Source organism: Bradyrhizobium sp. BTAi1 (genome assembly GCF_000015165.1).
Classification (GTDB): Bacteria; Pseudomonadota; Alphaproteobacteria; order Rhizobiales; family Xanthobacteraceae; genus Bradyrhizobium; species Bradyrhizobium denitrificans.
In genome coordinates, this window is the sequence record NC_009485.1 from 5649547 (window position 1) to 5676163 (window position 26617).

Below are 26617 nucleotides of genomic sequence, written 5' to 3' on the forward strand. Positions count from 1 at the left end.
GCACCATGTCAGGAGCATCGCGCATGACGCCATTGCTCGCCGAGTGGCCGCGAACTCACTATGTGGCGGGCGGCAACAACCCGTTCCTGATCTACGTCGTCTATGGCTGGGTGGATCTCGATCGGCCGCTGTCGAGGAGCGCCTATCGGTCGAGCGGCGTGCCTGACGGCATCGACCTGCTGTCCTACGGTCCGACCGAGCATCCCGACGTCGTGAGGCGCTTTCGCACCGGACATCCCTGGACCCGGCTCATCGCCGAAGATCCCGATCTGGCGGCGATCGTGGCCGCGCAGGATTGCTGCCTGGTGGTGAAAGGCGACATCGCCGATCCGCCGACGCTGAGCTATTTCCGCGATGTGATCGGCCTCCTGGCCTTCTGCCTGGATGTGGGCGGCGTCGCGATCTACGACCCGCAGATGCTGAAATGGTGGAGTCCGACCGAATGGCGCACGCGCGCCTTCAATGTCGGGCATTGCGCACCCCGGCATCACGTCGTGACCTTGATCTCTCCGGACGGAGACGGCACGGAGTGGGTCCACACCCGCGGCATGCGCAAGTTCGGCCGTCCCGACCTCAGCATCCACCGGGTCCGCACAGAGCATCGCGAGGCCATTCTCGACCTCGTCAACCGCTTCATCGACCTGCTCGCCTTCGGCGCGCGGGTGCCGGACGGCCAGCCGATCCGGCTGGCCGGGCTGCCGGCCGGAATGACCTGCTGGCGGCGCGGCGACGAGAACGACCCCGACTTCAACAACGAGCATATCGAGATCGTATGGCCTGAGGCTGGCACGGGCGCGGCCGTCCCATCGCCTCAGGCCTCGCGATAATCGAGCAGGATCAAGCCGACCATCACGAAGGCCACCGGCCACACCCAGGCGGCGGCGCGGCTGATCCGGCCATCCAGGCGCAATTCCAGCCAGCGCGCCCAGCCGGCGGTGATGCCGCACAGCGCCAGCGGCGTGTGGCTCATCTCGATCAGCAGCTGGTCCTTGATGTTGGCGATGGCGTGCGAATGCGTCAGCAGCAGCGCGCCGCCGGCGGCGACCGTCAGCGGAAACACCAGCGCCGCCCGGCCGGCTTGTTGCCCGCGCAGCCGCACCCGCCATTCGAACAGGCCGAACAGGATGATCAGCACCACGAACAGCCGGTGCTGCGCCACTTCGGGATCGCGCCACGAGGCCCAGAAGCCGATCGGGCCCAGCGGCCAGGCCATCTCGTCGGCGCGGAAGAACAGGAACGCCGCCATCACCAGGAACAGCAGCGGCCAATGCCGCGCCCACCGGCCCCAGGAGAAACGCTCGATCAGCGCCAGCACGCCGATCAGCACGACGAAGATCCCGGCCCAATGGTGGTTGTATTCCGACCAGGCAATGTCTGCGGCGCTGCGCGGCAGGATCATGCCCTCGCCCGGCACATAGGCCTGCGGCGCGGTCACACGCTGGGCGTCGGCGGCGTCGATTTTGGCCTGCAGCTGGGAGATCGTCAGCTGGTCGACCGAGGGGCTGGAGAGCCGCGGCCATTGCGGCGTGGCGCGCTCGACGATCTCGCTCCAGCTCAGCCGGTCCTGGCTGAGGTCGATGCCGGGCGGCAGCGAGGTCAGCGATCCCGCGGTGAGCAGCACCGTGAGCCCGATGCCGAGCTCGACCTCGACGAAGCGCTTCATCCGCAGCAGCGGTGCTGCCGGATCGCGGCGGCGCAGGCGCTCGACGGCGAGGAAATTGCCGGCGCCGAGCGCCAGCAGCATCAGCAGCATGGCCACTTTGGCCGAGGTCATCACGCCATAGGCGGTGCCATAGATCGCCGCGAACGAGCCGAGATAGGCCATCGCCATGATGGTGCCGCCGAGCACGATGGCGGCGACCGAGGCCATCGACATCAGCGAATAGCGCCGGCCGATCCGGCGCTGGTCGTCTTCTGACCTGCAGCCGTTCAGCGCCAGCAGGAAATAAGGCAGGCCGCCGATCCAGATCCCGGCGCCGAGCATGTGCAGGAAGTCGGCGGCGAGCAGCGGCCAGCGCACGTCGAGCCGGCTCGCCGCATGGGTGAGATTGAGCTGCATCGCGAGCGCGAGACCCACCAGCGCGACCAGCATGATCGCGCGCGCTCTCCCCCAATGGCCGGTGCGGGCGAGCCACGCGATGCCGAGCGCGCAGGCCGCGACGGCGAAACCGGAGCGCGCGAAATCGGCGCCTGCGGCCTCGCCCAGCGAGAGCTCCAGCGTGCCGGTGAGCGCCGCCATGTTGACCGCAAGCGCGGCCAGCACGATGGCGAACCACCCGAACGCGCTGAGGCGCAGCAGCCGCTGGCCGCGCTTGCCGACGATGATCGCCGCGGCGGAGAGCTCGGCCTGCAGCGGCCGCAGCAGCAGGAGCTGGAACGCGAGACCGCCGATGGTGAAGGATTGCGCCAGCAAGGTCAGCCCGCGCAGCACCACCGAGAGATAGCCGAAAATGTCGAGGAACAGCGCCATGGCGCGCTCAGCGCACGTTGAACGGGATGTCGCCGCGGGTGATGTGGCCGTCGACGCTCAGCACCTGCCATTGCAGGTGCCAGGCGCCGGGGCGAAGCGCCCGGGCTTCGGCATCGATCTCGTCGGCCGGCGCATCCGCGGCCGGAATCAGCGCCTGCTCCGCGCCATCGGGGGCGCGCAGCTTGAGCCGCGACCGGGCGTGATCGATGCGGCTGTTGAAGCGCAGCCGGATCGCGACCGCGTCCTTGTCGATGGTCGCGCCCGATGCGGGCTGCGAGGTGACGATGATGGCGTGCGCGGACGCCGTGCCGGGACAGGCCAGCAGCAATGCGGCAATGACGGGCAGGTGAAGGGATCGGGTGATGCACGACATGGGATCAAGCGACTGGGATCAAGCGACTGGGCTCAAACGGCTGGTTTCTAGAAGCTGGAGTCAAACGACCGAGGCTGATGGCGGACCTGTCCGGCTTTCCCGGCCAGGAACAGAACCGCTCCGTTCTAATGTACGGCGTGCGCGCGTTCCACAAATAGGCACAAAGTTGTGACCACGCCGCCAGCCTGTGGACGGCCGCCGCCGGACAGGCGGGCAGCGGACCGCCGCCCTGCCCGCTTGGCATCCCCGATGCGGCGAAATTTAGGGTCGAATCGTCAAGGACTTCGCTGTATGCCTCGCGGCGTCCTTGGCCGGACGGCGGCCGTGGCCTGCTGCCCGCCTGTCCGGACCAACATTGCCTGTTCTCGAGGAACGCCTGAGGAAACCGTCATGCCCGCCTATCGCTCCCGCACCTCCACCCATGGCCGCAACATGGCCGGCGCCCGCGGCCTGTGGCGCGCCACCGGCATGACCAATGAGGATTTCGGCAAGCCGATCATCGCCGTCGTCAACTCCTTCACCCAGTTCGTGCCCGGCCATGTGCATCTCAAGGATCTCGGCCAGCTGGTCGCCCGCGAGATCGAGAAGGCCGGCGGCGTCGCCAAGGAGTTCAACACCATCGCGGTCGATGACGGCATCGCGATGGGCCATGACGGCATGCTCTACAGCCTGCCCTCGCGCGAGCTGATCGCCGACAGCACGGAATACATGGTCAACGCGCATTGCGCTGACGCCATGGTCTGCATCTCCAATTGCGACAAGATCACGCCGGGCATGCTGATGGCCGCGATGCGGCTGAACATTCCTGCGGTGTTCGTCTCGGGCGGTCCGATGGAGGCCGGCAAGGTCAACATCCAGGGCAAGCTGCGCAAGGTCGACCTGATCGACGCGATGATTGTGGCCGCCGACGACAAGGTGTCGGATGCGGATGTCGAGGTGATGGAACGTTCGGCCTGCCCGACCTGCGGCTCCTGCTCGGGCATGTTCACCGCCAACTCGATGAACTGCCTGACCGAGGCGCTCGGCCTGTCGCTGCCCGGCAACGGCTCGGTGCTGGCGACGCATGCCGACCGCCGCGGCCTGTTCGTCGAGGCCGGGCATCTGATCGTGGACCTCGCCCGCCGCTATTACGAGCAGGACGATGCCAGCGTGCTGCCGCGCAACATCGCCAACTTCAAGGCGTTCGAGAACGCGATGAGCATGGACATCGCGATGGGCGGCTCGACCAACACGGTGCTGCATCTGCTCGCCGCCGCGCATGAGGGCGAGGTCCCCTTCACGATGACCGACATCGATCGCCTCTCGCGCAAGGTCCCCTGCCTGTGCAAGGTCGCGCCCGCTGTCGCCGACGTGCACATGGAGGACGTGCATCGCGCCGGCGGCGTGATGGGCATCCTCGGCGAGCTCGCCCGCGCCGGCCTGCTGCACACCGAATTGCCGAGCGTGCATTCGGCCTCGCTGGAGGCTGCGCTGGAGCGCTGGGACATCCGCCGCACGGCGAGCGACAGCGTCAGGAATTTCTACATGGCCGCCCCCGGCGGCGTGCCCACGCAAGTCGCCTTCAGCCAGGACCGCCGTTACCAGGAGCTCGATCTCGACCGCGAGAAAGGCTGCATCCGCGACATCGACCATGCCTATTCGAAGGACGGCGGCCTTGCAGTGCTGACCGGCAACATCGCGCGCGACGGCTGCATCGTGAAGACCGCCGGCGTCGATGCCTCGATCCTGAAATTCGCAGGTCCGGCGCGCGTCATGGAGAGCCAGGACGCCGCGGTGGAAGCGATCCTCACCAACAAGATCAAGGAAGGCGACGTCGTCGTCATCATCTATGAAGGCCCGCGCGGCGGCCCCGGCATGCAGGAGATGCTGTATCCGACCAGCTATCTGAAGTCGAAGGGCCTGGGCAAGGCCTGCGCGCTGATCACCGATGGCCGCTTCTCCGGCGGCACCTCGGGCCTGTCGATCGGCCACGTCTCGCCGGAAGCCGCCGAAGGCGGCCTGATCGGGCTGGTGCAGGACGGCGACCGCATCGAGATCGACATTCCCAACCGCACCATCCATCTCGCGGTGTCGGATGAGGAGCTGGCCAGGCGTCGCGCCGCGATGGAGGCCAAAGGCGACCAGGCCTGGAAGCCGAAGACGCGCGCCCGCAAGGTCTCGACCGCGCTCAAGGCCTATGCGGCCTTCGCCTCCAGCGCCGCCAAGGGCGCCGTGCGCATCGTCAAGGACTGACACGCGACTGCGTTCTTGCGGACCAACGCGCGGTTCTCATCATGCGGAGGACAGCGCGATCTCAGGGGGAGATGGTTCAGGCCATCTCCTCGCATCGGCCGGATGATGGCCGGACGGCGGTGAGCGGACGACGCCGCGCGGCTGCAGCCCGGCCTGGTCGAACAGCGAGACAACCGGTGCGATCTGGCATCAGAGCTGAATCCCGCTCACAATGCGCGCGACCCAGAGGGAGGCGCGCATGCTGTTCATGGTCATCGAACGTTTCAAGGACCGCGATCCGATCCCGGTCTATCGCCGGGTGCGCGATCCCGGAATCAAATTTCCCGACGGGCTGAAATATCTCGGGAGCTGGATCGAGCCGAATTTCGACCGCTGCTTCCAGCTGATGGAATGCGACGACGCACGGCTGTTGCAACAGTGGATTCTCGCCAATGCCCGCGACACCGGCATGACCTTCGAGATCGTGCCGGTGGTCACCAGCGCCGAGACCCGCGAGGTGGTGGCGCCGTATCTGGATGAGAGTTGACGGCGAAGCCTCGCGATGCTCGATTTCGTTAGTTGAACCCGGATGTCGCTGCGCTCATCCGGGATACGCGCGTCCCCTACCCCTCATACGCAAACAGCTCGATCGGTTCGCTGAAGCCGCGCACCGGATATTCGCCGACGCGCTCCAGCGCGAACTCGCCCTCGAGGTGCTCGGCGAAGGCGCGCGACAGCAGCACGTTGCGGCCGACCTGCTTGGTCAGCGCCTCCATGCGCGAGGCCATGTTCACCGCGGGGCCGATAACCGTGAAATCGAGCCGGCTGAGCGAGCCGATATTGCCGTACATGACGTCGCCGAGATGCACGCCGATGCCGTAGTTCAGCGGCGCGCGGCCGATTTCAGCATTGCGTGCGTTGAGGGCCGCCATCGCCTTGCGCGCATCGGTCACCGCATACAGCAGCTTGGCACAGGCCTGCGGGTCGCTGAGCGGGAAGATCGCGAGCAGGCCGTCGCCGATGAATTTCAGGATCTCGCCGCCATGCTGGGTGATCGGCTCCACCATCGCGTCGAAATAGCCGTTGAGGAGATCGATGACGTCGTCGCGCGGCCAATTGTCGGAGATCCTGGTGAAGTCGCGCAGATCGCAGATCATGATGGCCGCGCGCACCGTGGTGCCGCTGCCGCGCCGCGTGGCGCCGGCGAGCACCATCTCGCCGGCATGCGGCCCGACATAGGTTTCGAGCAGGGTGCGCGCCAGGCGGTTCTTGATGCGGATCTCGCTGACCAGCGCCAGCACCGGCAGCAGCTGCTTCAACGCATCGATATCGGCCTCATCGAAGCCGTCGCGGCGGTCGGTCGCGAAGGTGACGCAGTGCCGCTTGCCGAGCGTGTGGAAGATCGGCCAGGCGACATAGTCGGTCAGACCCTGGGCCCGCATGTCGTCATAGACCGCATGCTGGCGGCCAAGCGCGCGGTCGCGTGTCAGAGTCTCGCGGATCTCGTCGGCCCCATGAAAAATCTCGCTCACCGGGCTGCCGATAAATTCGGACCGCGCGCCGACGTCGTAGTCGATGCGGTCGATCTCGGAGCCCTCCATGCCGTCGCTCCACAGGATGCGCGCGCCGAGCCAGAGCGGATGATTGATCTGGACGTGCAGCGAGGCGCGCTTCACCGGGATGCCGGCACGCTGCAGCCGGATACACATCTGGGCGAAGATGTTGTCGATGAAGCGTTCGTCGCGGGTGCCGTTGGTAAGCCAGTCCACGACGTCGTCACCGCGGCGTTGGCTGGGAACCAGTTGACCGGGAACGAAATGGGCGTCTGAAACGGTCATGCGATCTCCCTCGGACTCGCGCTCGGCGCTTCAGGAGATGTCGTGCCGCAGTGTGGAAGAGTCAATCGGCGTCCGCGCATCGCGCCCCTGCCCGGATGGGCAGCCCTGCGGCGGCTCATCCGCGCAGCAACGCCATCGCGCGCTCCAGCGCCGCTGAGGGGCGGATGTGGCCATCCGCCCCTCGATTGAGCATCGGATCAGAAGTGGACCACGGTGCGCAGGCCGAGCACCACGGCATTGTTGGTTTTCACGCCGGCGCCGTTGAAGCCGCGGCCGCCGGGATTGATGACATATTGCGCGTCGAACTTGATGTTCATCCAACCGGTCGCCTGCCAGCCGTACCAGGCTTCGAGCGGGATCTCGTTGCCGCCGGCATTCGGCGTCAGCGCCGCGGAATTGACGTGTGTCGTGCCCACCGCGAAGCCGACCTCGTCCTCGGGACGGAACGAGAAGGTGCCGGTGTGCTTGATGCCCCAGGCGATCTGGTAGTCCTGATACGAGGTGCGGTGATCGGCGACGCTGGTGTTGAGGAAGGTGTACCAGCCCTGAGCCTTGGGACCGTCGACCGTCAGGCGCTGCAGGATCGATTCGTAGAAGCCGTAGCGGCCGCGCTGGCTGCTGAGGTTCTGGTCGCCGACGCCGGGGCCGCCGCGGACAACGCCGATGATGCCGGGCAGGCCACCGTCGATCGACGAGGCGCTGTCATACCAGCCGCCGAAGCGCCAGGTGCCGTTCAGCGGACCGCTCGGTTCCCACACCACTTCGACCGGCACCAGCACGCCCGCGGCCGGGTTCGAGCGCGGAATGCCCGGCGCCAAATAGACGCCCGCATCCGACGTCGTGAGATAGTTCGGATTGGCGTCGTAGACGCCGACCGACAGCTTCCACTCCTTGGTGAAATTGTAGTGCACGACGCCGGCCCATTGGCTGACCGGCCAGTTGTAGATGTAGCCGCCCTGGATGTTGCCGGGCTGGCCGCCGCAGAAGGTCAGGTTGATGAACTCGCACTGGCCGAAGAAGAAGTCGGAGCCGACCGGCAGCCGGCCGCCCTTCAGTTCGAGGCGGTCGCCGAGCAGCTTCTGCGAGTAGTAGAACTCGGTCAGGCGCAGGATGTTGCCGCGGCCGAACACCTCGTTGGTCAGTTGCAGCGCCGGGATGCCGGCCTCGCTGTTGAGGTTCTTGCCGAAGCGATCGACCAGCGTGATGCCGATCGTGCCGCCGGGGATTCCGGCGAGCTTGGCCATGTCGAACTTGGCCTGGAACCACAACTGCCCGGCATTGGCCGAAGTGTTGCGCGAGCCGCCGGAGAGATTGGTGACGGCTTCGTCGCCGAGCGTGAGCGCGAGCGAGATGCCCTGCTCCTTCAATTTGGTCCGGCCGAGATCGCCGAACAGATATGGCCGCGTCCAGAAATCATCGACACCGGCATAGGGAATCGGCGCCTTGGTCGGCATATCCGCCGCATACGCCCCACACCCCACCAGAGACAAAGCAACACCCACGCCGCACATGCGTGCGGTCGTCACAAACCCATTCATCTTCTCTGCTCCTCGCAGCGCCCCAGGCTCTGGTTGTTTTTATGTCGCGCCCCGGCCCCAAAGCCGTCGTCCCGGTGCGCGCTTCCCCTCGGCTCAATCCCGGCGTCGCTCGTTAGCTGAGCAAGTTCATCAACCTGAGATTGGACTGCGACCCTAGCAAGCGTCGAGATGCCTTTGAATAGTCATATTATATTTGGGAGTCGGTATAAAAGTAACTGTGACATGAGTGTCACATGCTGCGATGCGGAATTTGACGTGCACCCAGTCGCCTGCCGAGGCGACTGCTCCGGAGCGCGCCGAGGTCGGGATCAAAGATGATTTTCATGAGTGCACTGCCGCCTTGTTCCGACGTGCGATCAGGAACAGAAACGAGCTAGGAACGCTTCAATGTCCTCGTCGGCCGCACACCAATCGGCACCCCGCTCGCGATACAACAGCGCCAGGCCGAGCAGTTGCAGGGGACTATCGCCGACGAGTTGAAGCGGCCGTCCATAACCAATGCATCAGTCGAACATGCTTGGCCTGATCCGACGCGCATGGTGCAACACGCCTCGAATCTCGACCATGTCGATCGACACCGTGTAGTAGATGACGTGCGCCTGGAAACGAAACCGACGCAGTCCGCGCCGAAACTCTTCGTCGGCTTGACCGACGGCAGGAAAATCCGCGAGCAACTCGGATCATTCCGGATGCATAGGCTTCGGCTTGATAGAGACCGAACTCGATCTCAGTATAGTCAAAGATCTGCGCGAGCTGGTCTCGCGCGCGGACCGAGAGCCGGTAGCGACCCACGACGCGCCGCAGCTCGCTGCCGAGCGGCCGCAATGATGTCCTGAGCGGTCTCGTCGGTGAACGTTTCACAATCGGGATGCGCGAAGAATCCACTGACGCGTGCGATCTGCTCTTCGCGGGTCAACGCGTTCCATTCCGCGAGCTCCACCTCGCTGGACGGAAGCGCCGAGGGCATTACGCGGGCTTTGGTTTCAGACATCGGTGGTTTCCAGGACGCGACGCCCGGTCAGAGCCGCCTGCTAACTTATAGCAAAGCCAACGGAAATTTACGAGGCAGGATCCGCAGCCATGATCAGCTCCAGGATCCCTCCCCGACGCCGCATGGGTCACGCCTGCACCGCGCTTCGGTAGGCGTCCACCAGGGCATCGAGCGCCGCGCGCGCCCGCCCCTCCCGCACCCGCGTGTGCAGCAGGACCGGCAGCCGGGGCAGCTCCGGCAGTCCGAGCCTTGCGCCGACATCGACCGCGCCCGATGGCAGCATGCGCGGCGCCAGCGCGGCGACGCCGAGCCCGGCCGTGACAGCGGCCACGACCGCCGCAACGCCGCCGCCGACGAAGATTTCGGTCCAGGACACGCCGGCGGCGTCGAGATGCTGCGCGGCCATCGCGCGCACGCCGCAGGACTCCGCCATGGTCGCGACGGGCAGCGGCTCGCCCGCGCGCGGCTGCCAGTTCGGGCTCGCGAACCAGCCAAACTTTTCCTCGGTCACGAGGTCACCATCGCTGCGCCCGGCATGCAGGCGAACGATCACCGCCTCGATCTCGCGCCGGTCGTAGCTCTGCAACAGATCGCCCGACGATCCGATGCGGATCTCGACCACGAGATGCGGATCATGGTCGTTCATGCGCGCGATCAGCGCCGGCAGCTCCGGCCCGGCGACATGGTCGCTGATGCCGATGATCAGGCGCTGCCGCACGCCGGCAAACGCCGCGAGCGCGTGGTCGTGCGCCGCCAGCAGCTGACGGGCCGGATCGAGAAACACCCTGCCCCGCTCCGACAGCTGCACATGCCGCGGCGTGCGCTCGATCAGCCGGCACCCCAGCCGGTTCTCGAGCCGCCGCAGCTTCAGGCTGATCGCGGCCTGCGTCGTCTGCATCGCCTCGGCGGCGCGGGTGAAGCTGCCGAGCTCGGCAATACGGACGAAGGCCTGGACCTCGTCCAGGTCGAGCGGATGTTCGGTCATTTCCAGCCATTATGACTGATATCTCGATCCTCAGCATACCCGAACCGCACCGCCGCATCTAATCTCTCAACCGACGTCGCGGATGATCAGCCGACGTCGCGGATGAAAGGACCAGGGATGCCGCTGCTTCACATCTCGTTGCGCGCGGGCAAGCCGGAGGCCTACCGGCAGGCGATCTTCGACAGCCTCTACCGGGCGATGCGCGAGGCGCTCGACGTGCCGGAGGACGATCAGTTCATGATCATCACCGAGCACGATCCTTCCAACTTCCGCTATGGCAACGCCTTCGACGTCAACCGCAGTGACGATCTCGTCTACATCCAGATCACCGTCTTCGACACCCGCACGCCAGAGCAGAAGACGGCGCTGTTCCGACGCATCGCCGCGCTGCTCGGCGACAGCCCCGGCCTCCGGCCCGAGGACGTCTTCGTTGTCATCCTCGACGCCGCCAAGGAAAACTGGTCGGTCGGCCACGGCCTCGCGCAGTTCGCGTGAGGCGACGGGTCACGGGCGGCTGGCCTGGAAGCACGATGTCTCCACGCGTCATTGCGAGCGCGAGCGAAGCAATCCAGAATCCCCTCTCAGGCGAGACAGTCTGGGCTGCCTCGCTGCTGCGCTCGCAACGACAAGGAGAGCGCGTCGTTGGAACGGCGGCGTGCTGGATAATCCCCTGGAGTCAGGGACAGCTGATTCAAGGCTGCGTGAGCTGTATCGCAGGACCAACAGCTTGCCCCATTTGCCGGAAGAGATCGGTTCAATGGCGGAGCTGCGCCAGATCGATTTGAGAGGGACCCCTCTCGCCGCATTGCCGGAAACGCTGATCGAGCTTCCACGTCTCGAAAAGCTCGATCTGCGCTGGGTGACGTGGGACTTCCTTTACCCGAAGAGCATCGTGCGGACTACATGCGCATCCAAATTGAGGCTGCTTTGTGCAAGGCGTTTGCTCACGGGCGAGATCGGCTTACTGAGACTGATGCACCTCGTGCGGTCTGATAGTGGTCTGCGTTGGGTCACGGCCGGCGGCCGAGCATCCCGAGACAACGCCCGGTCTGCCCCGGACAGCCGACCAACAGGGCTGGCCTCTGGCTATTCGCCTTTGGCGCCAATAGCAGACGTTCAGCCAGGCTCAACTCCTGCTTTTGTAGAATTGCTAAAAACAATCTTCGCAACCTGATGCGCCCGGATGCGCGGAGATAGGCCTTTATCGTTCGACAGAACGATGATTGTGCGTTGGGCGTCGAGAAAGCGGATGATGTAGTTGCAGTAGGCGCCCAAGCTGCCCCCGTGAGCGACGTGTCGGAAATCAACGCCCAGTGCGAGCAATTGTTCACGCTCAGCGGCAGAGCAATAGGGAAAGACATTCGTGATCCAGCCAAATCCATAGCCGACTGATGTGCCATCGTTGCTTGCGCCGGATGTGAAGCTCTGTAAGAGCGCGGCTCTTGGGAGCAAGAGTTCGGCATTTAGTGCCTGATCCCAGAGCAATAAATCATCAAGCGTGGAGAAAAGACCTCCGTCGCCCGCCGTCAACAGGGGATAATCCCACCGCTTGAATAGTCCATGTTCGTTCAAGTAGCCATGCGCTAGCCTATACAGCGTGGGGCGGGTCGCATCGTAGACGACCGTATGCCTCATGCGGAGCGGATCAAACACATTGGCTTTCAGGAAAGCTGCAAAGGATTGACCAGAAACAGTGGCCACAATCATCGCCAGCAGGACGTAGCCCGTGTTGCTGTAGGTGAACCGGGATCCGACAGGAAAGTCGGGTGTCGGCAGCCGGGTGATCCATTCAAGCACGGCCTCGTTGGTCACGCTAAGGACATCACCGGTCCACTCAGGTGTCCGTCCGCTGGAATTGAGGAACTCCAGATAATTGGGAAGCCCCGCCGTGTGATGCAGCAGGTTACGTATCGAAATTTCGGCGCCCCAAGCGGGAAGCTGCGGGAAGAAAGTCGATAGGCGATCTTGGTAGCTCAATCTCCCATCATTCACCAACAGCATGATCGCTATGGCGGTGAACTGCTTGGAGATCGACGCCAGATAAAACGAAGTGTCCGTCGTAATTGGCCGATCTGCTTCCAGATCGGCAAGGCCATAACACTTGCGGCAGATTATCTCCCCACGATCGACGACGAGAAGCGCAGCGCCAGGATGCTGCGGTTTATCCATATCGGCGAAAACCGCATCAATCTCGACATCGAGCTTACCCATCTATCTCCCCCGTTAGGCAAGCGATGGTATACGAATGCATGGATGTTGTGATGCTCAAAGCTCGCCAAATGTCTGGTCCGGGTCAAGGGCGGCTGTGGCCGGTCGGCCGGTGGCACGGCCGGTGTGCCCCCAGCTCCGTAAATCCCCCATCCGGGCCAGCACTTACGTCCTGGGCCAACAGGCGACATCGAGAGACCGCGAGACCGAACCGCTGAGAGATCGCGCCACGTTTGCACGACCAGAACACGAAGGGTGACGTGTGTGTGAGAACCCCAATGTCGGGGCAGCCACGGCGAGATGACTACGGGTTCGCGCTTTCAGCGAAGTGCTTGCGGAAAAACGCCACGATATCAGCGTGGAGATTCCGATGAAAATCGACGCGGTCGAAACCCGGCGCATCGGTGCAAACGGCGGGATTTGCCTGCGCTTCCTTTAGGGTGCAGGTGGCAAGGAACGAGAAGTGCCTGGCGTTTGCCACGAAGTGATAGTCTGGCACCGGGAGCCCTTGTTTGACCGCTGCCGCGCAGCATCCTGACAGACCGTCAGCATTCTGGGCCGGATCGGAACTCCACAGTTGCACGGGAATCGTTGTTCTCTTCAGGTTCTTCTCGGGGAAGACAAAAGCGGGATATGGATCAACGATGACAGCGGCCTTGACGCGCGGATCAGGCTTGATCAGCTGACCGGGCGCCTCGCCGCTTTCGAGTTGCTTGCAGGCCAACAGGCTCGACGTCGCGCAATTGGGCAGACCCTTTCGTAAATCGGGATTGCCGCCGATGACAGCAAGCCCCGTATAGCCGCCAAACGAGAAGCCGTAGAGACCAATATGTTGGGCGTCGATGCGTGGCGCATCCGGCCAGCCATCGAGCATGTAGTCGATCAGCCGGCTAATATCCGCCGGGCGCTCGACGAGCACCGAAAGGCTGTCAGTGCGGCTGGTGTCGCGCCAGGTGTCACCAGGATGGTTGAGCGCGGCGACGACAAAACCGGCATCGGCCAGCGCCGCGGCCGTGTCATGGTGACCGCCGAACCATCCGCGCCTGCCATGCGAAATCACGATGAGCGGGAGTTTTTCGCCCGTCACTGGACATCCGGGCACGGCGAAGAAAATGGCTCCACGTGCGTCCATTTCTTGTGGCGACTCCGCGCACGGCGTCCAGACCAGCAGTCTGATCGCCGGCCCCGTCGCGCCAGCGGGAATGTCAAAGTTTCTGACCCCCGCGGCTTTCGCCGCTGTCAGTCCGAAGAGGAAGCAGATGGCGAACACGAATTTAGTGCTACGCATCATTGGCTCCGATAGCCTAAGACTCTTCACAATAAGGCACGTTGGACCAAGCGACTATGTCGCCTTTGGGTCCAGAAGCGGAAATCCGGCACGCAGGCTGGTGGTGGCGCTTGTATGTCAGCCAGAAGACGAAATCGCCCGTAAGACGTCTCTGAAAACATCGGACTGCACTTGAAAGGCTCGGGGACTATAGTCCTGGTAGTACCCTGCGGTGACCACCACAACGAGATCGAGTTCGGGAACGATGCGAATCTGCTGCCCGCCTCGGCCAAGCGCCTCAGCCCGGTGAAACATGCGCCCGTTGACCAGGGAACGACCAAGCCACCAAAGGTATCCATAAGATCGACCGTCCGAGATCTTGATCCTAGGGGCTGTCGAGGTCTCGATCCATGCCTTGGACACGATCTGGCGGCCGTTCCAGCAGCCGCCCGCAAGAACTAGCTGGCCGATTTTTGCCATATCGCGCGGTCGCAAGCGCAATCCTCCGCCAGCATCGGTATCCCCCTTTATCCGCGTCCACTCGACCTTGGTGATGCCTAACGGCTCGAACAAGTTCTCTCGGGCAAATTCGTCGAGCGGGCGTCCGGTCGCCTTGCGGATGATGGCAGACACCAGAGTGAGCGCGCCGGTGTTGTACAAGAATTCTGTTCCGGCTGGAGTCTTCACTGGAAGACCGAGGACGTAACGACACGGATCGGGCGACCTATGCATGCGCACCTCGTCGTTATTGTCTCCAGTGGCCGGGGTCGCCTCCACCCACTCTAGACCCATCGACATGGAGAGCGCGTGCGACAACTGAATGCGTTCCTTTTCGGGAGATCGCAAGTCAGACAATTCGGGAAAGAAGCTGAAGATCGGATCGTTGACGCTGTTTACCAGCCCGCGGTCAACCGCGATCCCGAGGACGAGAGACGCGACGCTCTTCGAGACCGACTTCACGTTATGCAGCGTATCGGCGTCGAAGTTGATATCTGCCACCCTGCTGCCGTAAAAGCGGCCGGGCACCTCGTCCGAACCCTTGAAGTATTGTTCAAACACCAAATTGCCAGCGCGGACGACGAGCACGGCATGTACATTGGGGTTGCCGAGGGCGGCGAGCCGCTCCGCTATCCGGCACAGCGCGGCGTGGTCTATGAGTTTGTCCTCGCCAACGAGAGCGATGGGCCAGCCGTCCTCCCGCGCAAGCGGGACGCCGCAGCTATCGGGTGGGTGCGCGAACACTGGCATTGCGTTGAACGGCGCCAACGCGGCTCCGCCCAGAAGTGAGATAAACCGGCGCCGTCTCATTCGCCCCTCACGAGACCCTATTCCGTCCTACGATATCCGATGATTTGGTCAAGGGCGATTGCCAAGGCTAAGACCGGGTCACCAAGACGGCTGGTCACAAGCGACCGTCACTGGCAAATCGCGGTTTGGTCCGCTTGCCTCACAATCGGTCTTGTCATCGCTCGAGTTGGACGCAGGTCCTGCAGTGACCTGCCGTTCGCCGATTTGCCCGACGAGCAGCGTGCCTGCCGTGTGCGCAGCGAAATTGGTCCCGATTGCCCCCGGATCACCTCGCGGCGAACGGCGTATTTCATCCGCAGCTTCAACGCCATCGTCCGTTTCAAGAGCTTCGCGGAGAAATAAATATCTTCCGAAAATCAGCATTCCATGCATATGCTGCGCGCGTTCCGGTCCGGATGAGGGGCGTACGCGTCGTCACGAGACGTTGGGCCGGCAATGCGGTGGACGTGAGGGCATCAGCGCACCTCAATGGTGCGGACGAATGATGCGCTTGCGGACGTGAAGTCGCGTGGTCCTGACACCCCGATGCTGGTGTCCCGCGATGGCGTGCGTGACGCGCGTCGTCGCCACGGTGGCCAACAAGCCCGGTGCACCGAGGAGATCGCGTATAAGCGTTAAAACTGCCGCGCAGGGAATGCCGGATGTTCGGCTGAACCTGTGGTACCTGCCGCCTGCATTTTTGTTCGCAGGCGGGCCATGGGCGAGGCCTTCGCCCGGCATTCCCTGCGCCCTCATCATTGTCGAGGGCGGACGCCGCTGCATCTCCCGGACGCCACGCGCCGCGGGATCGCGCCTGCACGCCCGGCTGTTTGACTGGTTGGAAGATGGGATGCGTTCGCCTGTGTCGGCGCCGCCCTGGGCTCGCGTCGAAACGCATATCTCATTCTGTCCCACAGGACGATCTGAGTCGTTTCGCGAACCGGCCTCCAAGGCGTCATGCCCGGGCTCCGTCCCGGGCATCCACGTCGCTCTCAGGGCGCCGAACGACGTGGATGGCGGGAACGCTGGTGCGCGTGGAGAGACCACCCCACCCCGGCTCACATGCGCTGCGCTCATGTGAGCCGACCCTCTCCCTCCAGGGGAGGATGGCAGCGGACGTGTCGCGTTCCCTACCCGCCCGGCTGGTCGTCGTGCTCGACCTGCGACAGTTCGGCGATGGCGAGGTCGCCGGAATCGGCCATGCGCGCTTTCGCCGTGGTGGTGACGTGGGCGGCGAGCGCCGGCATGCGCGCGATCAGCGCGTGGAAATCCTGCGCATCGAGCACCAGCAGCCGCGTCTTGCGCGTCGCCTTGACGGTGCCGGAGCGCTTGGTCCGATGCAGCAGCGCGATCTCGCCGAAGAACGTCCCGTCGGCGAGCCGCACACATTGCGTCGGCAGCTCGATCTCGACCTCGCCCGCGGTGATGAAATACATCGACGAGGCGACATCGCCGCGGCGGACGAGGATCTCGCCGGCCTCGATGGTGCGCGCGCGCAACAGCCGCATGATGTCGGCGATCTCGGCGGCGGCGAGATGCGAGAACAGCGGCACCCGCGCCAGCATGCCCCAGGTGACGACGAAGTCGCGCCGCTTCACCTCATCAGCAAAGGCGCTGGAGATGATCGCGACCGGCAGCGCGATCATGGCGAGGCCGCCGACGATGGTGAACACCGAGATCGCCTTGCCGAGCGGCGTCACCGGCACCACGTCGCCATAGCCGACGGTGCCGAGCGTCACGATCGCCCACCACATCGCGTCGGGGATGGTGCCGAACTTGTCGGGCTGCACGTTGCGCTCGATCGCGTAGAGCAGCGAGGCGAACAGCAGCACGGCGCCGGCCAGGATCGCGATGCAGCCGACCAAGGTGCGGCGCTCGGCCTGGATCGCGGCCAGCAGCGAGCGCATCGCCGGCGAATAGCGCACCAGCTTGAGGAAGGGCAGCACGACCAGCACTGCAAGCGTGGCGTGATCGCCGAAGGCGAGCACGAGGGCAGCCGGCAGGAAGGCGCAGAGATCAATGAGGCCGAGCGCGGAGAAGGCGTATTGCAGACGGTCGCGCAACGGCGACACATGCAGCGGCGTATGGCCGGCGACGCTCCAGAGACGGGCGACATATTCGAAGCCGAACACCAGCACGGCCATGACCTTCACCGTGGTGAAGGTCGCGCCGAAGCGGGCGTCGAGATGCGGCACCGAGGCCAGGACCGTCGCCAGGACGTCGGCAAAGATCACGATGACGACCGCCCGCACCAGGCGCGAACCGACCGACAGCGGCAGATGGTCGTGCTCGAGCAGCTCGTAGAGCCGGTCCCGCAGGTCGGGATCGCGAATGCTCTGCCCCGGCCCGAGCGGCGGCACGATCAGCCCGCCCTGCTGATCGCGCTCTCGATCGCGGCGAGCGCGGCCTCCGCCTTGGAACCATCGGGACCGCCGGCCTGGGCCATGTCGGGACGGCCACCGCCGCCCTTGCCGCCCAGCGCCTCCGATGCCGCGCGCACCAGCTCGACCGCGTTGAAGCGCGCGGTGAGATCGGCGGTGACACCGACGACCACGCCGGCCTTGCCGTCCTCGGCGCGGCCGACGATGGCCACGACGCCGGAGCCGAGCTGCTTCTTGGCCTCGTCGACCAGCGACTTGAGATCCTTCATCTCGACGCCCTCGACGGCGCGGGCCATCAGCTTGACGCCGGCGACCTCACGGATGCCGGAAGCGGACCCGCCGGCCGCGGCGCCGCCGCCCATCGCAAGCTTCTTGCGCGCATCCGACAGCTCGCGCTCGAGCTTCTTGCGCTCCTCCATCAGCGCCGCGATGCGCGCCGGCACCTCGTCGACGGTGGTGCGCAGCTCGGCCGCGGCGGCCTTGGCGAGCGAGAGATTGTGGTTGGCATGGGCACGGGCGCCGCGCGCCGTCAGCGCCTCGATGCGGCGAACGCCGGATGACACCGCGCTCTCCGAGGTGACCGCGATCAGGCCGATATCGCCGGTGCGCTTGACATGAGTGCCGCCGCACAGCTCGACCGACCAGCCCATTGCATTGGAGGCTTGCGCATTGGAGGCCTGGTCGCGCGCGGCGTTGCCCATCGAGACGACGCGAACCTCGTCGCCATATTTCTCGCCGAACAGCGCCCTTGCGCCGGCCTCGCGGGCATCGTCGAGCGCCATCAACCGGGTCGTGACCTCGGCATTCTCCAGCACGACGTCGTTGGCGATGTCCTCGACGCGGGCGAGTTCCTCCGCCGAGATCGGCTTGGGATGGGCGAAGTCGAAGCGCAGCCGGTCGGGCGAGACCAGCGAGCCGCGCTGCGCGATGTGGTCACCAAGCACCTGGCGCAGCGCCTCGTGCAGGATGTGGGTCGCCGAATGGTTGGCGCGGATCGCGGAGCGGCGGCCGTGATCGACCTCGAGCTGCAGCGCGGCGCCGAGCTTGAGCGTGCCCTGCTCCACGGTGCCGATATGCACGAACAGGTCGCCGGCCTTCTTCTGGGTGTCGGTGATGCGAACGCGAACGCCGTCGCCGCTCATCACGCCGGTGTCGCCGACCTGGCCGCCGGACTCGCCATAGAACGGCGTCTGGTTCAGCACGATCGCGCCGCTCTCGCCGGCCTTGAGGCCCTCGACCTCGGCACCGTCCTTGACCAGCGCGGTGACGGCGCCCTCCGCCGTCTCGGTCTCGTAGCCGAGGAACTCGGTCGCACCGAGCTTCTCGCGCAGCGGGAACCAGACATTCTCGGTCGCCGCCTCGCCGCTTCCGGCCCAGGCCGCGCGCGCCTTGGCGCGCTGACGCTCCATCGCGTCGGTAAAGGAGGCCTGGTCGACACTGATGCCGCGCGATTTCAGCGCGTCCTGGGTGAGGTCGAGCGGGAAGCCATAGGTGTCGTAAAGGGTGAAGGCGACGTCGCCGTCGAACATGTCGCCCTTCTTCAGGGTGGACGACTTCTCGTCGAGGATCGCAAGGCCGCGCTCCAAGGTCTTGCGGAAGCGGGTCTCTTCGAGCCGCAGCGTCTCCTTGATCAGCGCCTCGGCGCGGATCAGCTCCGGATAGGCCTGGCCCATCTCGCGGGTCAGCGCGCCGACCAGCTTGTGCATCAACGGCTCGCGGGCGCCGAGCAGCTGGGCGTGGCGCATCGCGCGGCGCATGATCCGGCGCAGCACATAGCCGCGGCCTTCATTGGAGGGCAGCACGCCGTCCGAGATCAGGAACGACGAGGCGCGCAGGTGGTCGGCGATGACGCGCAGGCTCGCCTTCTGCGGGCCCTGCGGATCGGCATTGGTGAGGTCGGCGATGGCGCGGATCAGGGCGACGAACAGGTCGATGTCGTAATTGTCGTGCTTGCCCTGCAGCACCGCGGCGACGCGCTCGAGGCCCGCACCGGTGTCGATCGACGGCTTCGGCAGGGGATTGCGGACCCCGCCCTCGAGCTGCTCGTATTGCATGAACACGAGGTTCCAGATCTCGATGAAGCGGTCGCCATCGGCCTCCGGCGAGCCAGGCGGGCCACCCCAGACCTTGTCGCCATGGTCGTAGAAGATCTCCGAGCACGGGCCGCACGGGCCGGTGTCGCCCATCTGCCAGAAATTGTCCGAGCCCGCGATGCGGATGATACGCGACTCAGGGAGGCCCGCGATCTTCTTCCAGAGGCCGAACGCCTCGTCGTCGTCGATATAGACGGTCGCGGTCAGCTTGTCCTTGGGGAGACCGAACTCCTTGGTAACGAGCTTCCAGGCGAGCTCGATGGCGTTCTCCTTGAAGTAGTCGCCGAAGGAGAAGTTGCCGAGCATCTCGAAGAAGGTGTGATGCCGGGCGGTGTAGCCGACATTGTCGAGATCGTTGTGCTTGCCGCCGGCACGAACGCATTTCTGCGACGTGGTGGCGCGGTGGTACGGCCGCTTCTCGACGCCGGTGAAGACGTTCTTGAACTGCACCATGCCGGCGTTCGTGAACATCAAGGTCGGGTCGTTGCGCGGCACGAGCGGCGAGGACGGCACGATCTCGTGGCCGTTCGCGGCGAAGAAGTTGAGGAAGGTCGACCTGATCTCGTTGACGCCGCTCATAGCAATCCAATCGAAGAAGTCCGGGAATTCGGCGGCATTGCTTTTAGACAAGCGGACTTCGCCTGTCCAGAAACTGTGCAGAAACATCATGGGCTTGCTGCACGGCTCCTAAAGCTGGTTGAAAGCCAGCGTGACGCGTTGACAGTTCGCGCGCCCTGGTGTTTGGTCGGCGGCGTTGACGACAGTCGCGTCGGGAGAGACCGCTCTCTTGAGGTTCTGCTTGAACTTCAAGGATCGGCGCCGAAGGAGCAACCGCCCCGGAAACTCTCAGGCAAAAGGACCCTCGCGACTGCTACTGCATCTGGAAAGAGACGCTGGCCGGGCCTGATCCCGGGAAGCGTCCGCCGACGGGATAATACTCTCAGGCACAGCGACAGATGGGGCTTCGGTGGCGTTTTTCGGGACTGGTCCCGAGGAACCGCGCGAGGACCCCTGATCCATGGCTGAACCCGTTGCTACTCCCGCCTCTCCTCTCAAGCGAACGCCGCTTTATGCGCTGCATGTCAGCCTCGGCGGCAAGATGGTGCCATTCGCGGGCTATGAGATGCCCGTGCAATACGCGCCCGGCGTGCTCAAGGAGCACCTCCATACCCGCGCCGCGGCTGGACTATTCGACGTGTCCCATATGGGCCAGGTCGCTGTGGTGCCGAAATCCGGCACAGTCGCCGACGCCGCAGCCGCGCTGGAACGGCTGGTGCCGCAGGACATCATCGGTATTCCGCCCGGGCGCCAGCGTTATGCCCAGTTCACCAATGCCGAGGGCGGCATTCTCGATGACTTGATGGTGGCGAATTTCGGCGAGCATCTGGTGCTGGTCGTTAACGCTGCCTGCAAGGACGCCGACATTCAGCTGCTGCGCGACGGACTTTCGGACGTCTGCGACGTGCAGCCTCTCGCCGACCGGGCGCTGCTGGCGTTGCAAGGCCCGAAGGCGGCGTCCGTGCTGGCGAAATTCTGTGCGGACGCCGAGGCCATGCGGTTCATGGATGCGGGGCCGCGCAACGTCGACGGGCTCACCTGCTACGTCTCGCGCTCCGGCTATACCGGCGAGGACGGCTACGAAATTTCGGTCCCGGCCGACAAGGCCGAGCAACTCGCCGAAGCGCTGCTGTCCGACAAGGACGTGCTGCCGATCGGGCTCGGGGCCCGCGACAGCCTGCGGCTCGAAGCCGGGCTCTGTCTCTATGGACATGACATCGACACGGCTACGACGCCCGTGGAGGCGGCGCTGGAATGGTCGGTGCAGAAGGTCCGCCGCAGCGGCGGCGCCCGTGCGGGTGGCTTCCCGGGCGCGGGCAAGATCCTGGCGCAGTTCGATAGTGGCGCGGCCCGCCGCCGCGTGGGTCTGAAGCCCGAAGGCCGCGCGCCGGTCCGCGAGGGCGCGACGTTGTTCGCGACGGCCGATTCGGCCGAGCCGATCGGCAAGGTGACCTCCGGCGGTTTCGGTCCGACGCTGAATGCACCGGTCGCGATGGGCTATGTGCCGACCGCTCTCTCCGCACTGGACACCGTGCTTTTCGCCGACGTGCGTGGCCAGCGACTGCCGCTGCGCGTCGCCGCCACGCCGTTCGTTCCCAACACCTACAAACGTTGACCCCTGCAAAGCGCTGAAGGACGTCCATGACCACGCTCTACACTTCCGACCATGAATGGCTCAGCATCGAGGGCGATGTCGCCACCATCGGTATCACCGATTTCGCGCAGGCCCAGCTCGGCGACGTCGTCTTCGTGGAACTGCCGCAGATCGGCCGCGCGCTGAAGAAGACGGAGGCCGCCGCCGTGGTCGAATCGGTCAAGGCCGCCTCCGACGTCTACGCGCCGATCACCGGCGAGGTGGTCGAGGTCAACCAGGCCATCGTCGACGAGCCCGCTTTGGTCAACACTGACGCCGGCGGCAAGGCCTGGTTCTTCAAGCTCAAGATCGCCGACAAAAGCGAGCTCGGCGGCCTGATGGATGAGGCCGCCTACAAGGCGCATACGGCGTGAGACCCCTGCGGGCCACCACACCCGCCATCATGCCCCGCGCAGGCGGGGCATCCAGTACTCACCAGCGGCAGCGGTCGACCAGAGACGCCTCGGCGTACTGGATCGTCCGCTGCAGCCTGTCCACGGGCTCGCCGCAGGCGAGACCGTGGGACGGACGATGACACCAACTTTGGATCTTCCAGCGAGGCCCTCATGACCACGCCGCTCAAGCCGCTCGATGATGCCGCCACCAGCTTCGCCCGCCGCCATATCGGTCCATCGCCCCGTGATGTCGCGGCGATGCTGGAGACCGTCGGCGCCAAGAGCGTCGCCGAACTGATGGCGCAGACCCTGCCCGGCACGATTCGCCAGGCCACGCCGCTCACGCTCGAACCGGCCTTGAGCGAGGTCGAGGCGATCGGCCACATGCGGGCGCTGGCCGCACAGAACCAGGTGTTCACCTCGCTGATCGGCCAAGGCTATTCCGGCACGATCATGCCGGCGGTGATCCAGCGCAACATCCTGGAGAACCCGGCCTGGTACACGGCCTATACGCCGTATCAGCCCGAGATCAGCCAGGGCCGGCTGGAGGCGCTGTTCAACTTTCAGACCATGATCTGCGACCTCACCGGGCTCGACGTCGCCAACGCCTCGCTGCTCGACGAGGGCACTGCGGCGGCCGAGGCGATGGCGCTCGCCGAGCGTTCGGCGCGAGCCAAGACCAAGGCGTTCTTCGTCGACAGGAACGTGCATCCGCAGACGCTGGCCGTGCTGCGCACCCGCGCCGAGCCGCTGGGCTGGCAGCTGATCGTCGGCGATCCGGTCAAGGATCTGGACGGCGCCGAGGTGTTCGGCGGCCTGCTGCAATATCCGGAGACCACGGGCGCGCTGCGCGATCCGCGCGCCGATATCGCCAAGCTGCACGACAAGGGTGCGCTGGCGATTCTCGCCGCCGACCTGCTGGCACTGACGGTGATCGCCTCGCCCGGCGAGCTCGGCGCCGACATCGCGATCGGCTCGGCGCAGCGCTTCGGCGTACCGATGGGCTATGGCGGACCGCATGCCGCTTATATGGCGGTGCGCGACGCGCTGAAGCGGTCGCTGCCCGGCCGCATCGTCGGCCTCTCGGTCGATTCGCGCGGTGCTCCCGCCTATCGCCTGGCGCTGCAGACCCGCGAGCAGCACATCCGGCGCGAGAAGGCGACCTCGAACATCTGCACCGCGCAGGTGCTGCTCGCGGTGATCGCCGCGATGTACGCGGTCTATCATGGTCCCGACGGGCTCAAATCGATCGCCCGGACCGTGCATCGCCGAGCTGCGGTGCTGGCAGCCGGGCTGCGCAAGCTCGGCTTCGCACCGGCGAGCGACAGCTTCTTCGATACGGTCCTCGTCGAGGCCGGCGCCAATTGCGATGAGATCATCGCGCGTGCGGAAAGCCAGCGGATCAATCTCGGGCGCGACGGCAGCCGGCTGCGGATCGCGCTCGACGAGACCACGACAGCCGATGTCGTCGAAGCCGTCTGGCGCGCCTTTGGCGGCGAGCTCTCCTACGCGGCCATCGAAGCCGAGGCGCGCGACGCTGTCCCGGCCGAGCTGAAGCGGCAGCGGCCGTTCCTGACCCATCCGGTGTTCCACGCGCATCGCTCCGAAACCGAGATGCTGCGCTATCTGCGCAAGCTCGCCGACCGCGATCTCGCGCTCGACCGCGCGATGATTCCGCTTGGTTCCTGCACGATGAAGCTGAATGCGACCACCGAGATGATTCCGCTGACCTGGCCGGAATTCTCCAGCCTGCATCCGTTCGTGCCGCGCGCGCAGGCCGCCGGCTATCACACGATGTTCGCCGATCTGCAGGACTGGCTGTGCCGGATCTCCGGCTATGACGCGGTGTCGCTGCAGCCGAATTCGGGCGCACAGGGTGAATATGCCGGCCTGCTCGCGATCCGCGGCTATCACGCCGCACGCGGCGAGGGTCATCGCACGATCTGCCTGATCCCCTCCTCCGCCCACGGCACCAACCCGGCCTCTGCGCACATGGTCGGCATGGAGGTCGTCGTCGTCGGCTGCGACAGCAACGGCAATGTCGATCTTGCCGATCTCAAGGCCAAGGCCGAGCTGCACAGCGCCAAGCTCGCGGCGATCATGATCACCTATCCCTCGACCCACGGCGTGTTCGAGGAGCATATCCGCGACATCTGCGACATCGTCCATGCCCATGGCGGCCAGGTCTATCTCGACGGCGCCAATCTCAATGCGCAGGTCGGCCTCTCCCGGCCCGGCGACTACGGCGCCGATGTCAGCCATTTCAACCTGCACAAGACGTTCTGCATTCCGCATGGCGGCGGCGGCCCGGGCATGGGCCCGATCGGCGTCAAGGCGCACCTGGCGCCGTTCCTGCCGGGTCACCCCGCGACCGACGCCGCGACGCCGTCTCCCGTCGGACCGGTCTCGGCCGCGCCCTACGGCTCGGCCTCGATCCTGACCATCTCCTACATCTACATGCTCCTGATGGGCGGCGAAGGCCTCACCCGCGCCACCGAAATCGCGATCCTCAACGCCAATTACGTGGCGGCGCGCCTCGATCCGCATTTCCCGGTGCTCTATCGCAACGAACGCGGCCGCGTCGCGCATGAATGCATCATCGATCCCAGGCCGCTGAAGCAGACCTGCGGGGTGACCGTCGACGACATCGCCAAGCGCTTGATCGACTATGGCTTCCATGCGCCAACGATGAGCTTCCCGGTGGCGGGCACATTGATGATCGAGCCGACCGAGTCGGAATCGAAAGCCGAGCTCGACCGCTTCTGCGATGCCATGATCGCGATCCGCAAGGAGATCGCCGCGGTCGAACAGGGCCGTTTCACCATCGAGGCCTCACCGCTGCGCCACGCGCCGCACACGGTGCACGACATCGCCGATGACGATTGGAACCGCGTCTATCGACGCAGCGAGGGCTGCTTCCCAGAGGGCACCTCGCGCACCGACAAATATTGGTGCCCCGTCGGACGCGTCGACAATGTCTATGGCGATCGCAACCTGGTCTGCTCGTGTCCGCCGATTGGCGACTACGCACAGGCCGCGGAGTAAGCCTCCTCACGCATGTCCCAAGAGATCGCGCGCCACGGCTCGCGACAATCAATGAGGTCAGGCATGCCGGGATCCGGCGCGACGAGCACCGCATGCCAACGCCAGAGATTGGCGTTGGTCAATTCGGTGCCGCCCCACCAGCGCCGGATCGGATTATGGCTGCTGAAATCCTCCTCGCCGGCGAGGATTGCCTTGCCGAGCGGTGTCAGCGACAGGGTGCTGGCCGTGTAGCGCTCGAGGCTTTCACGGCGGTCGTGCATCTCGACCGAGAATGGCCATTCGGCAAGGCCGGCAATTGCAGGCACCCGTGCCAGCGCCAGACCGTCGAGCAACGTGCCTCCTTCCCAATAGTCATAGACGCGGCGTTGAAAGCGATCCCGATGATGCGGCAACAGGTCGAACGGGTGCTGATAGCCGGCTGACAGCAATTCGAGGATTCTCAGCTCCGATGCTCCGAGGCCCGTCGCAACACCGGGAAGCTCATCGAGCATCTCCTGCACGCAGCGGCGAAGCTGCGGCAGCGCACTGAGATCCTGCTTCAACAGATCGGACCAGGCTTGCGGCGTCGGCGCACGAAACGCCTGCCATGCCAGATGACCCAGGTCGAGATGCGCACGTGCAAGCTCGACGCCGGCCATCATCCGACCGGCGCGTCGCCCGGCCGGGGCATCGAATAGCGGGACATCGACATGCCGCAATACGATCTTCGTCGCGATCTCCGCGTGATCGCGCAGATAGTCCAAGAGCCAAATCAGCACCAACTGGTCGTTCGGACGGGTCCCCATCCACAGTTCGACGCTATCGCAACGGTCGACAAGTTCGAGAAAACTGTGACTTCGGCCGCCGACCGCCTTGAAGTCGCCACGCGAGGCGAAGTCCAACCAATGCCCCCGCTTCCGTCGCGCGGTGCGCTGGGCGAGATTGGCCGACAACTCGGCGTCGGATGGCAACGGTCCCCACACGAAACGATGGAGAATTGGTACCACCAGATCGGCAAAGCCGCTCCTCCGAAGCGCTCCGGCGCTGGGATCGTCAGCCACTAGAAACAAACGCGTCATGCTGTTGGCTCCGGGACGACCTGATTGGCTCAAGGCGCGAGCAACACGTTCGCGATCGACGCCCGACGCCCAGGATTGGCGTCGGAAATCGCAACGCCGCCGCGCGGATCCGGTCCGCCCGCGCGCACTTTAAGTTAGTCGCGTTGAAGATCTTATCCGGCGCTCAGAAACGGATACTCGCGGCACTCGGGAACGCAGCAGCCGCGGTTTTCGATAGAGCACCACACATCTGCAAGCGGGCGCCGGAACGTCGGCTACTCACGTCCACGGCCCCCGCCGCCGTCGT

20 protein-coding genes and 1 riboswitch are annotated in these 26617 nt (G+C 65.1%); of the genes, 7 read left to right on the forward strand and 13 right to left on the reverse strand.

Annotation, left to right across the window (positions count from 1 at the left end; all coding sequences use genetic code 11):
- Positions 1–23 precede the first annotated feature (23 nt).
- The gene (locus tag BBTA_RS25370) at positions 24–827 is read left to right on the forward strand and encodes a hypothetical protein (protein ID WP_012045362.1); all 804 of its coding nucleotides are present in this window, start codon (positions 24–26) and stop codon (positions 825–827) included.
- Here the strand turns inward: BBTA_RS25370 and BBTA_RS25375 are convergent.
- Both BBTA_RS25375 and BBTA_RS25380 read right to left on the reverse strand, forming a co-directional pair.
- Positions 812–2470: a copper resistance D family protein gene (locus tag BBTA_RS25375; RefSeq protein WP_012045363.1), complete on the reverse strand. Its 1659-nt coding sequence runs from the start codon at positions 2468–2470 to the stop codon at positions 812–814. The genes BBTA_RS25370 and BBTA_RS25375 overlap by 16 nt on opposite strands.
- Positions 2471–2477: 7 nt before the next feature.
- Positions 2478–2843 (reverse strand): copper resistance CopC family protein, encoded by a 366-nt coding sequence (locus BBTA_RS25380; RefSeq protein WP_041750885.1) that lies wholly within the window; start codon positions 2841–2843, stop codon positions 2478–2480.
- A gap of 390 nt (positions 2844–3233) precedes the next feature.
- On the opposite strand from BBTA_RS25380, the gene ilvD reads away from it, so the two are divergent.
- Positions 3234–5075, forward strand: coding sequence for a dihydroxy-acid dehydratase (gene ilvD, locus BBTA_RS25385; RefSeq protein ID WP_012045365.1), 1842 nt, complete (start codon positions 3234–3236; stop codon positions 5073–5075).
- Positions 5076–5313: 238 nt separating this feature from the next.
- Complete coding sequence (locus BBTA_RS25390) at positions 5314–5601, forward strand: DUF3303 domain-containing protein (RefSeq protein WP_012045366.1); 288 nt, start codon at positions 5314–5316, stop codon at positions 5599–5601.
- Positions 5602–5677: 76 nt separating this feature from the next.
- Here the strand turns inward: BBTA_RS25390 and BBTA_RS25395 are convergent, their stop codons facing one another.
- The 4 genes from BBTA_RS25395 to BBTA_RS25410 all read right to left on the reverse strand — a co-directional run bounded on the left by BBTA_RS25395 (position 5678) and on the right by BBTA_RS25410 (position 10406).
- Positions 5678–6892, reverse strand: a complete 1215-nt coding sequence (locus BBTA_RS25395) for an adenylate/guanylate cyclase domain-containing protein (RefSeq protein ID WP_012045367.1) — start codon at positions 6890–6892, stop codon at positions 5678–5680.
- A gap of 197 nt (positions 6893–7089) precedes the next feature.
- Positions 7090–8430, reverse strand: coding sequence for a carbohydrate porin (locus BBTA_RS25400; protein ID WP_012045368.1), 1341 nt, complete (start codon positions 8428–8430; stop codon positions 7090–7092).
- A gap of 503 nt (positions 8431–8933) precedes the next feature.
- Positions 8934–9104 carry a type II toxin-antitoxin system RelE/ParE family toxin gene (locus tag BBTA_RS41435; RefSeq protein WP_244424111.1) on the reverse strand — a complete coding sequence of 57 codons (171 nt, stop codon included), beginning with the start codon at positions 9102–9104 and terminating at the stop codon, positions 8934–8936.
- A gap of 444 nt (positions 9105–9548) precedes the next feature.
- Complete coding sequence (locus tag BBTA_RS25410; RefSeq protein ID WP_012045370.1) at positions 9549–10406, reverse strand: LysR family transcriptional regulator; 858 nt, start codon at positions 10404–10406, stop codon at positions 9549–9551.
- A gap of 117 nt (positions 10407–10523) precedes the next feature.
- Here BBTA_RS25410 and BBTA_RS25415 point away from each other — a divergent pair, with 117 nt between their 5' ends.
- Positions 10524–10901: a tautomerase family protein gene (locus BBTA_RS25415; RefSeq protein WP_012045371.1), complete on the forward strand. Its 378-nt coding sequence runs from the start codon at positions 10524–10526 to the stop codon at positions 10899–10901.
- A 621-nt stretch (positions 10902–11522) separates the two neighbouring features.
- Here BBTA_RS25415 and BBTA_RS25420 read toward each other — a convergent pair.
- From BBTA_RS25420 to alaS, 6 genes are all read right to left on the reverse strand, one after another.
- The gene (locus BBTA_RS25420) at positions 11523–12617 is read right to left on the reverse strand and encodes a serine hydrolase (protein ID WP_012045372.1); all 1095 of its coding nucleotides are present in this window, start codon (positions 12615–12617) and stop codon (positions 11523–11525) included.
- Positions 12618–12918: 301 nt separating this feature from the next.
- Entirely contained in the window at positions 12919–13902 is a 984-nt protein-coding gene (locus tag BBTA_RS25425; RefSeq protein ID WP_012045373.1) for a dienelactone hydrolase, read from the reverse strand.
- 117 nt (positions 13903–14019) lie between these two features.
- The gene (locus BBTA_RS25430; RefSeq protein WP_244424113.1) at positions 14020–15147 is read right to left on the reverse strand and encodes a serine hydrolase; all 1128 of its coding nucleotides are present in this window, start codon (positions 15145–15147) and stop codon (positions 14020–14022) included.
- 120 nt (positions 15148–15267) lie between these two features.
- Entirely contained in the window at positions 15268–15552 is a 285-nt protein-coding gene (locus BBTA_RS40265; protein WP_148221502.1) for a hypothetical protein, read from the reverse strand.
- Positions 15553–16298: 746 nt separating this feature from the next.
- Entirely contained in the window at positions 16299–17528 is a 1230-nt protein-coding gene (locus BBTA_RS25435) for a cyclic nucleotide-gated ion channel (protein ID WP_012045374.1), read from the reverse strand.
- Between the two features lie 2 nt (positions 17529–17530).
- Positions 17531–20221 carry an alanine--tRNA ligase gene (gene alaS / locus BBTA_RS25440; protein WP_012045375.1) on the reverse strand — a complete coding sequence of 897 codons (2691 nt, stop codon included), beginning with the start codon at positions 20219–20221 and terminating at the stop codon, positions 17531–17533.
- A 181-nt stretch (positions 20222–20402) separates the two neighbouring features.
- Positions 20403–20514, forward strand: a riboswitch (glycine riboswitch).
- Between the two features lie 146 nt (positions 20515–20660).
- On the opposite strand from alaS, the gene gcvT reads away from it, so the two are divergent.
- From gcvT to gcvP, 3 genes are all read left to right on the forward strand, one after another.
- Entirely contained in the window at positions 20661–21815 is a 1155-nt protein-coding gene (gene gcvT, locus BBTA_RS25445) for a glycine cleavage system aminomethyltransferase GcvT (protein WP_012045376.1), read from the forward strand.
- Positions 21816–21841: 26 nt separating this feature from the next.
- On the forward strand, positions 21842–22207 hold the full coding sequence (gene gcvH, locus BBTA_RS25450) for a glycine cleavage system protein GcvH (RefSeq protein ID WP_012045377.1): 366 nt from the start codon (positions 21842–21844) through the stop codon (positions 22205–22207).
- A 192-nt stretch (positions 22208–22399) separates the two neighbouring features.
- Positions 22400–25273 carry an aminomethyl-transferring glycine dehydrogenase gene (gcvP, locus tag BBTA_RS25455; protein WP_012045378.1) on the forward strand — a complete coding sequence of 958 codons (2874 nt, stop codon included), beginning with the start codon at positions 22400–22402 and terminating at the stop codon, positions 25271–25273.
- On the opposite strand, the gene BBTA_RS25460 is transcribed toward gcvP, so the two are convergent.
- On the reverse strand, positions 25252–26331 hold the full coding sequence (locus BBTA_RS25460; protein WP_012045379.1) for a DUF1835 domain-containing protein: 1080 nt from the start codon (positions 26329–26331) through the stop codon (positions 25252–25254). The genes gcvP and BBTA_RS25460 overlap by 22 nt on opposite strands.
- Between the last annotated feature and the right edge of the window lie 286 nt (positions 26332–26617).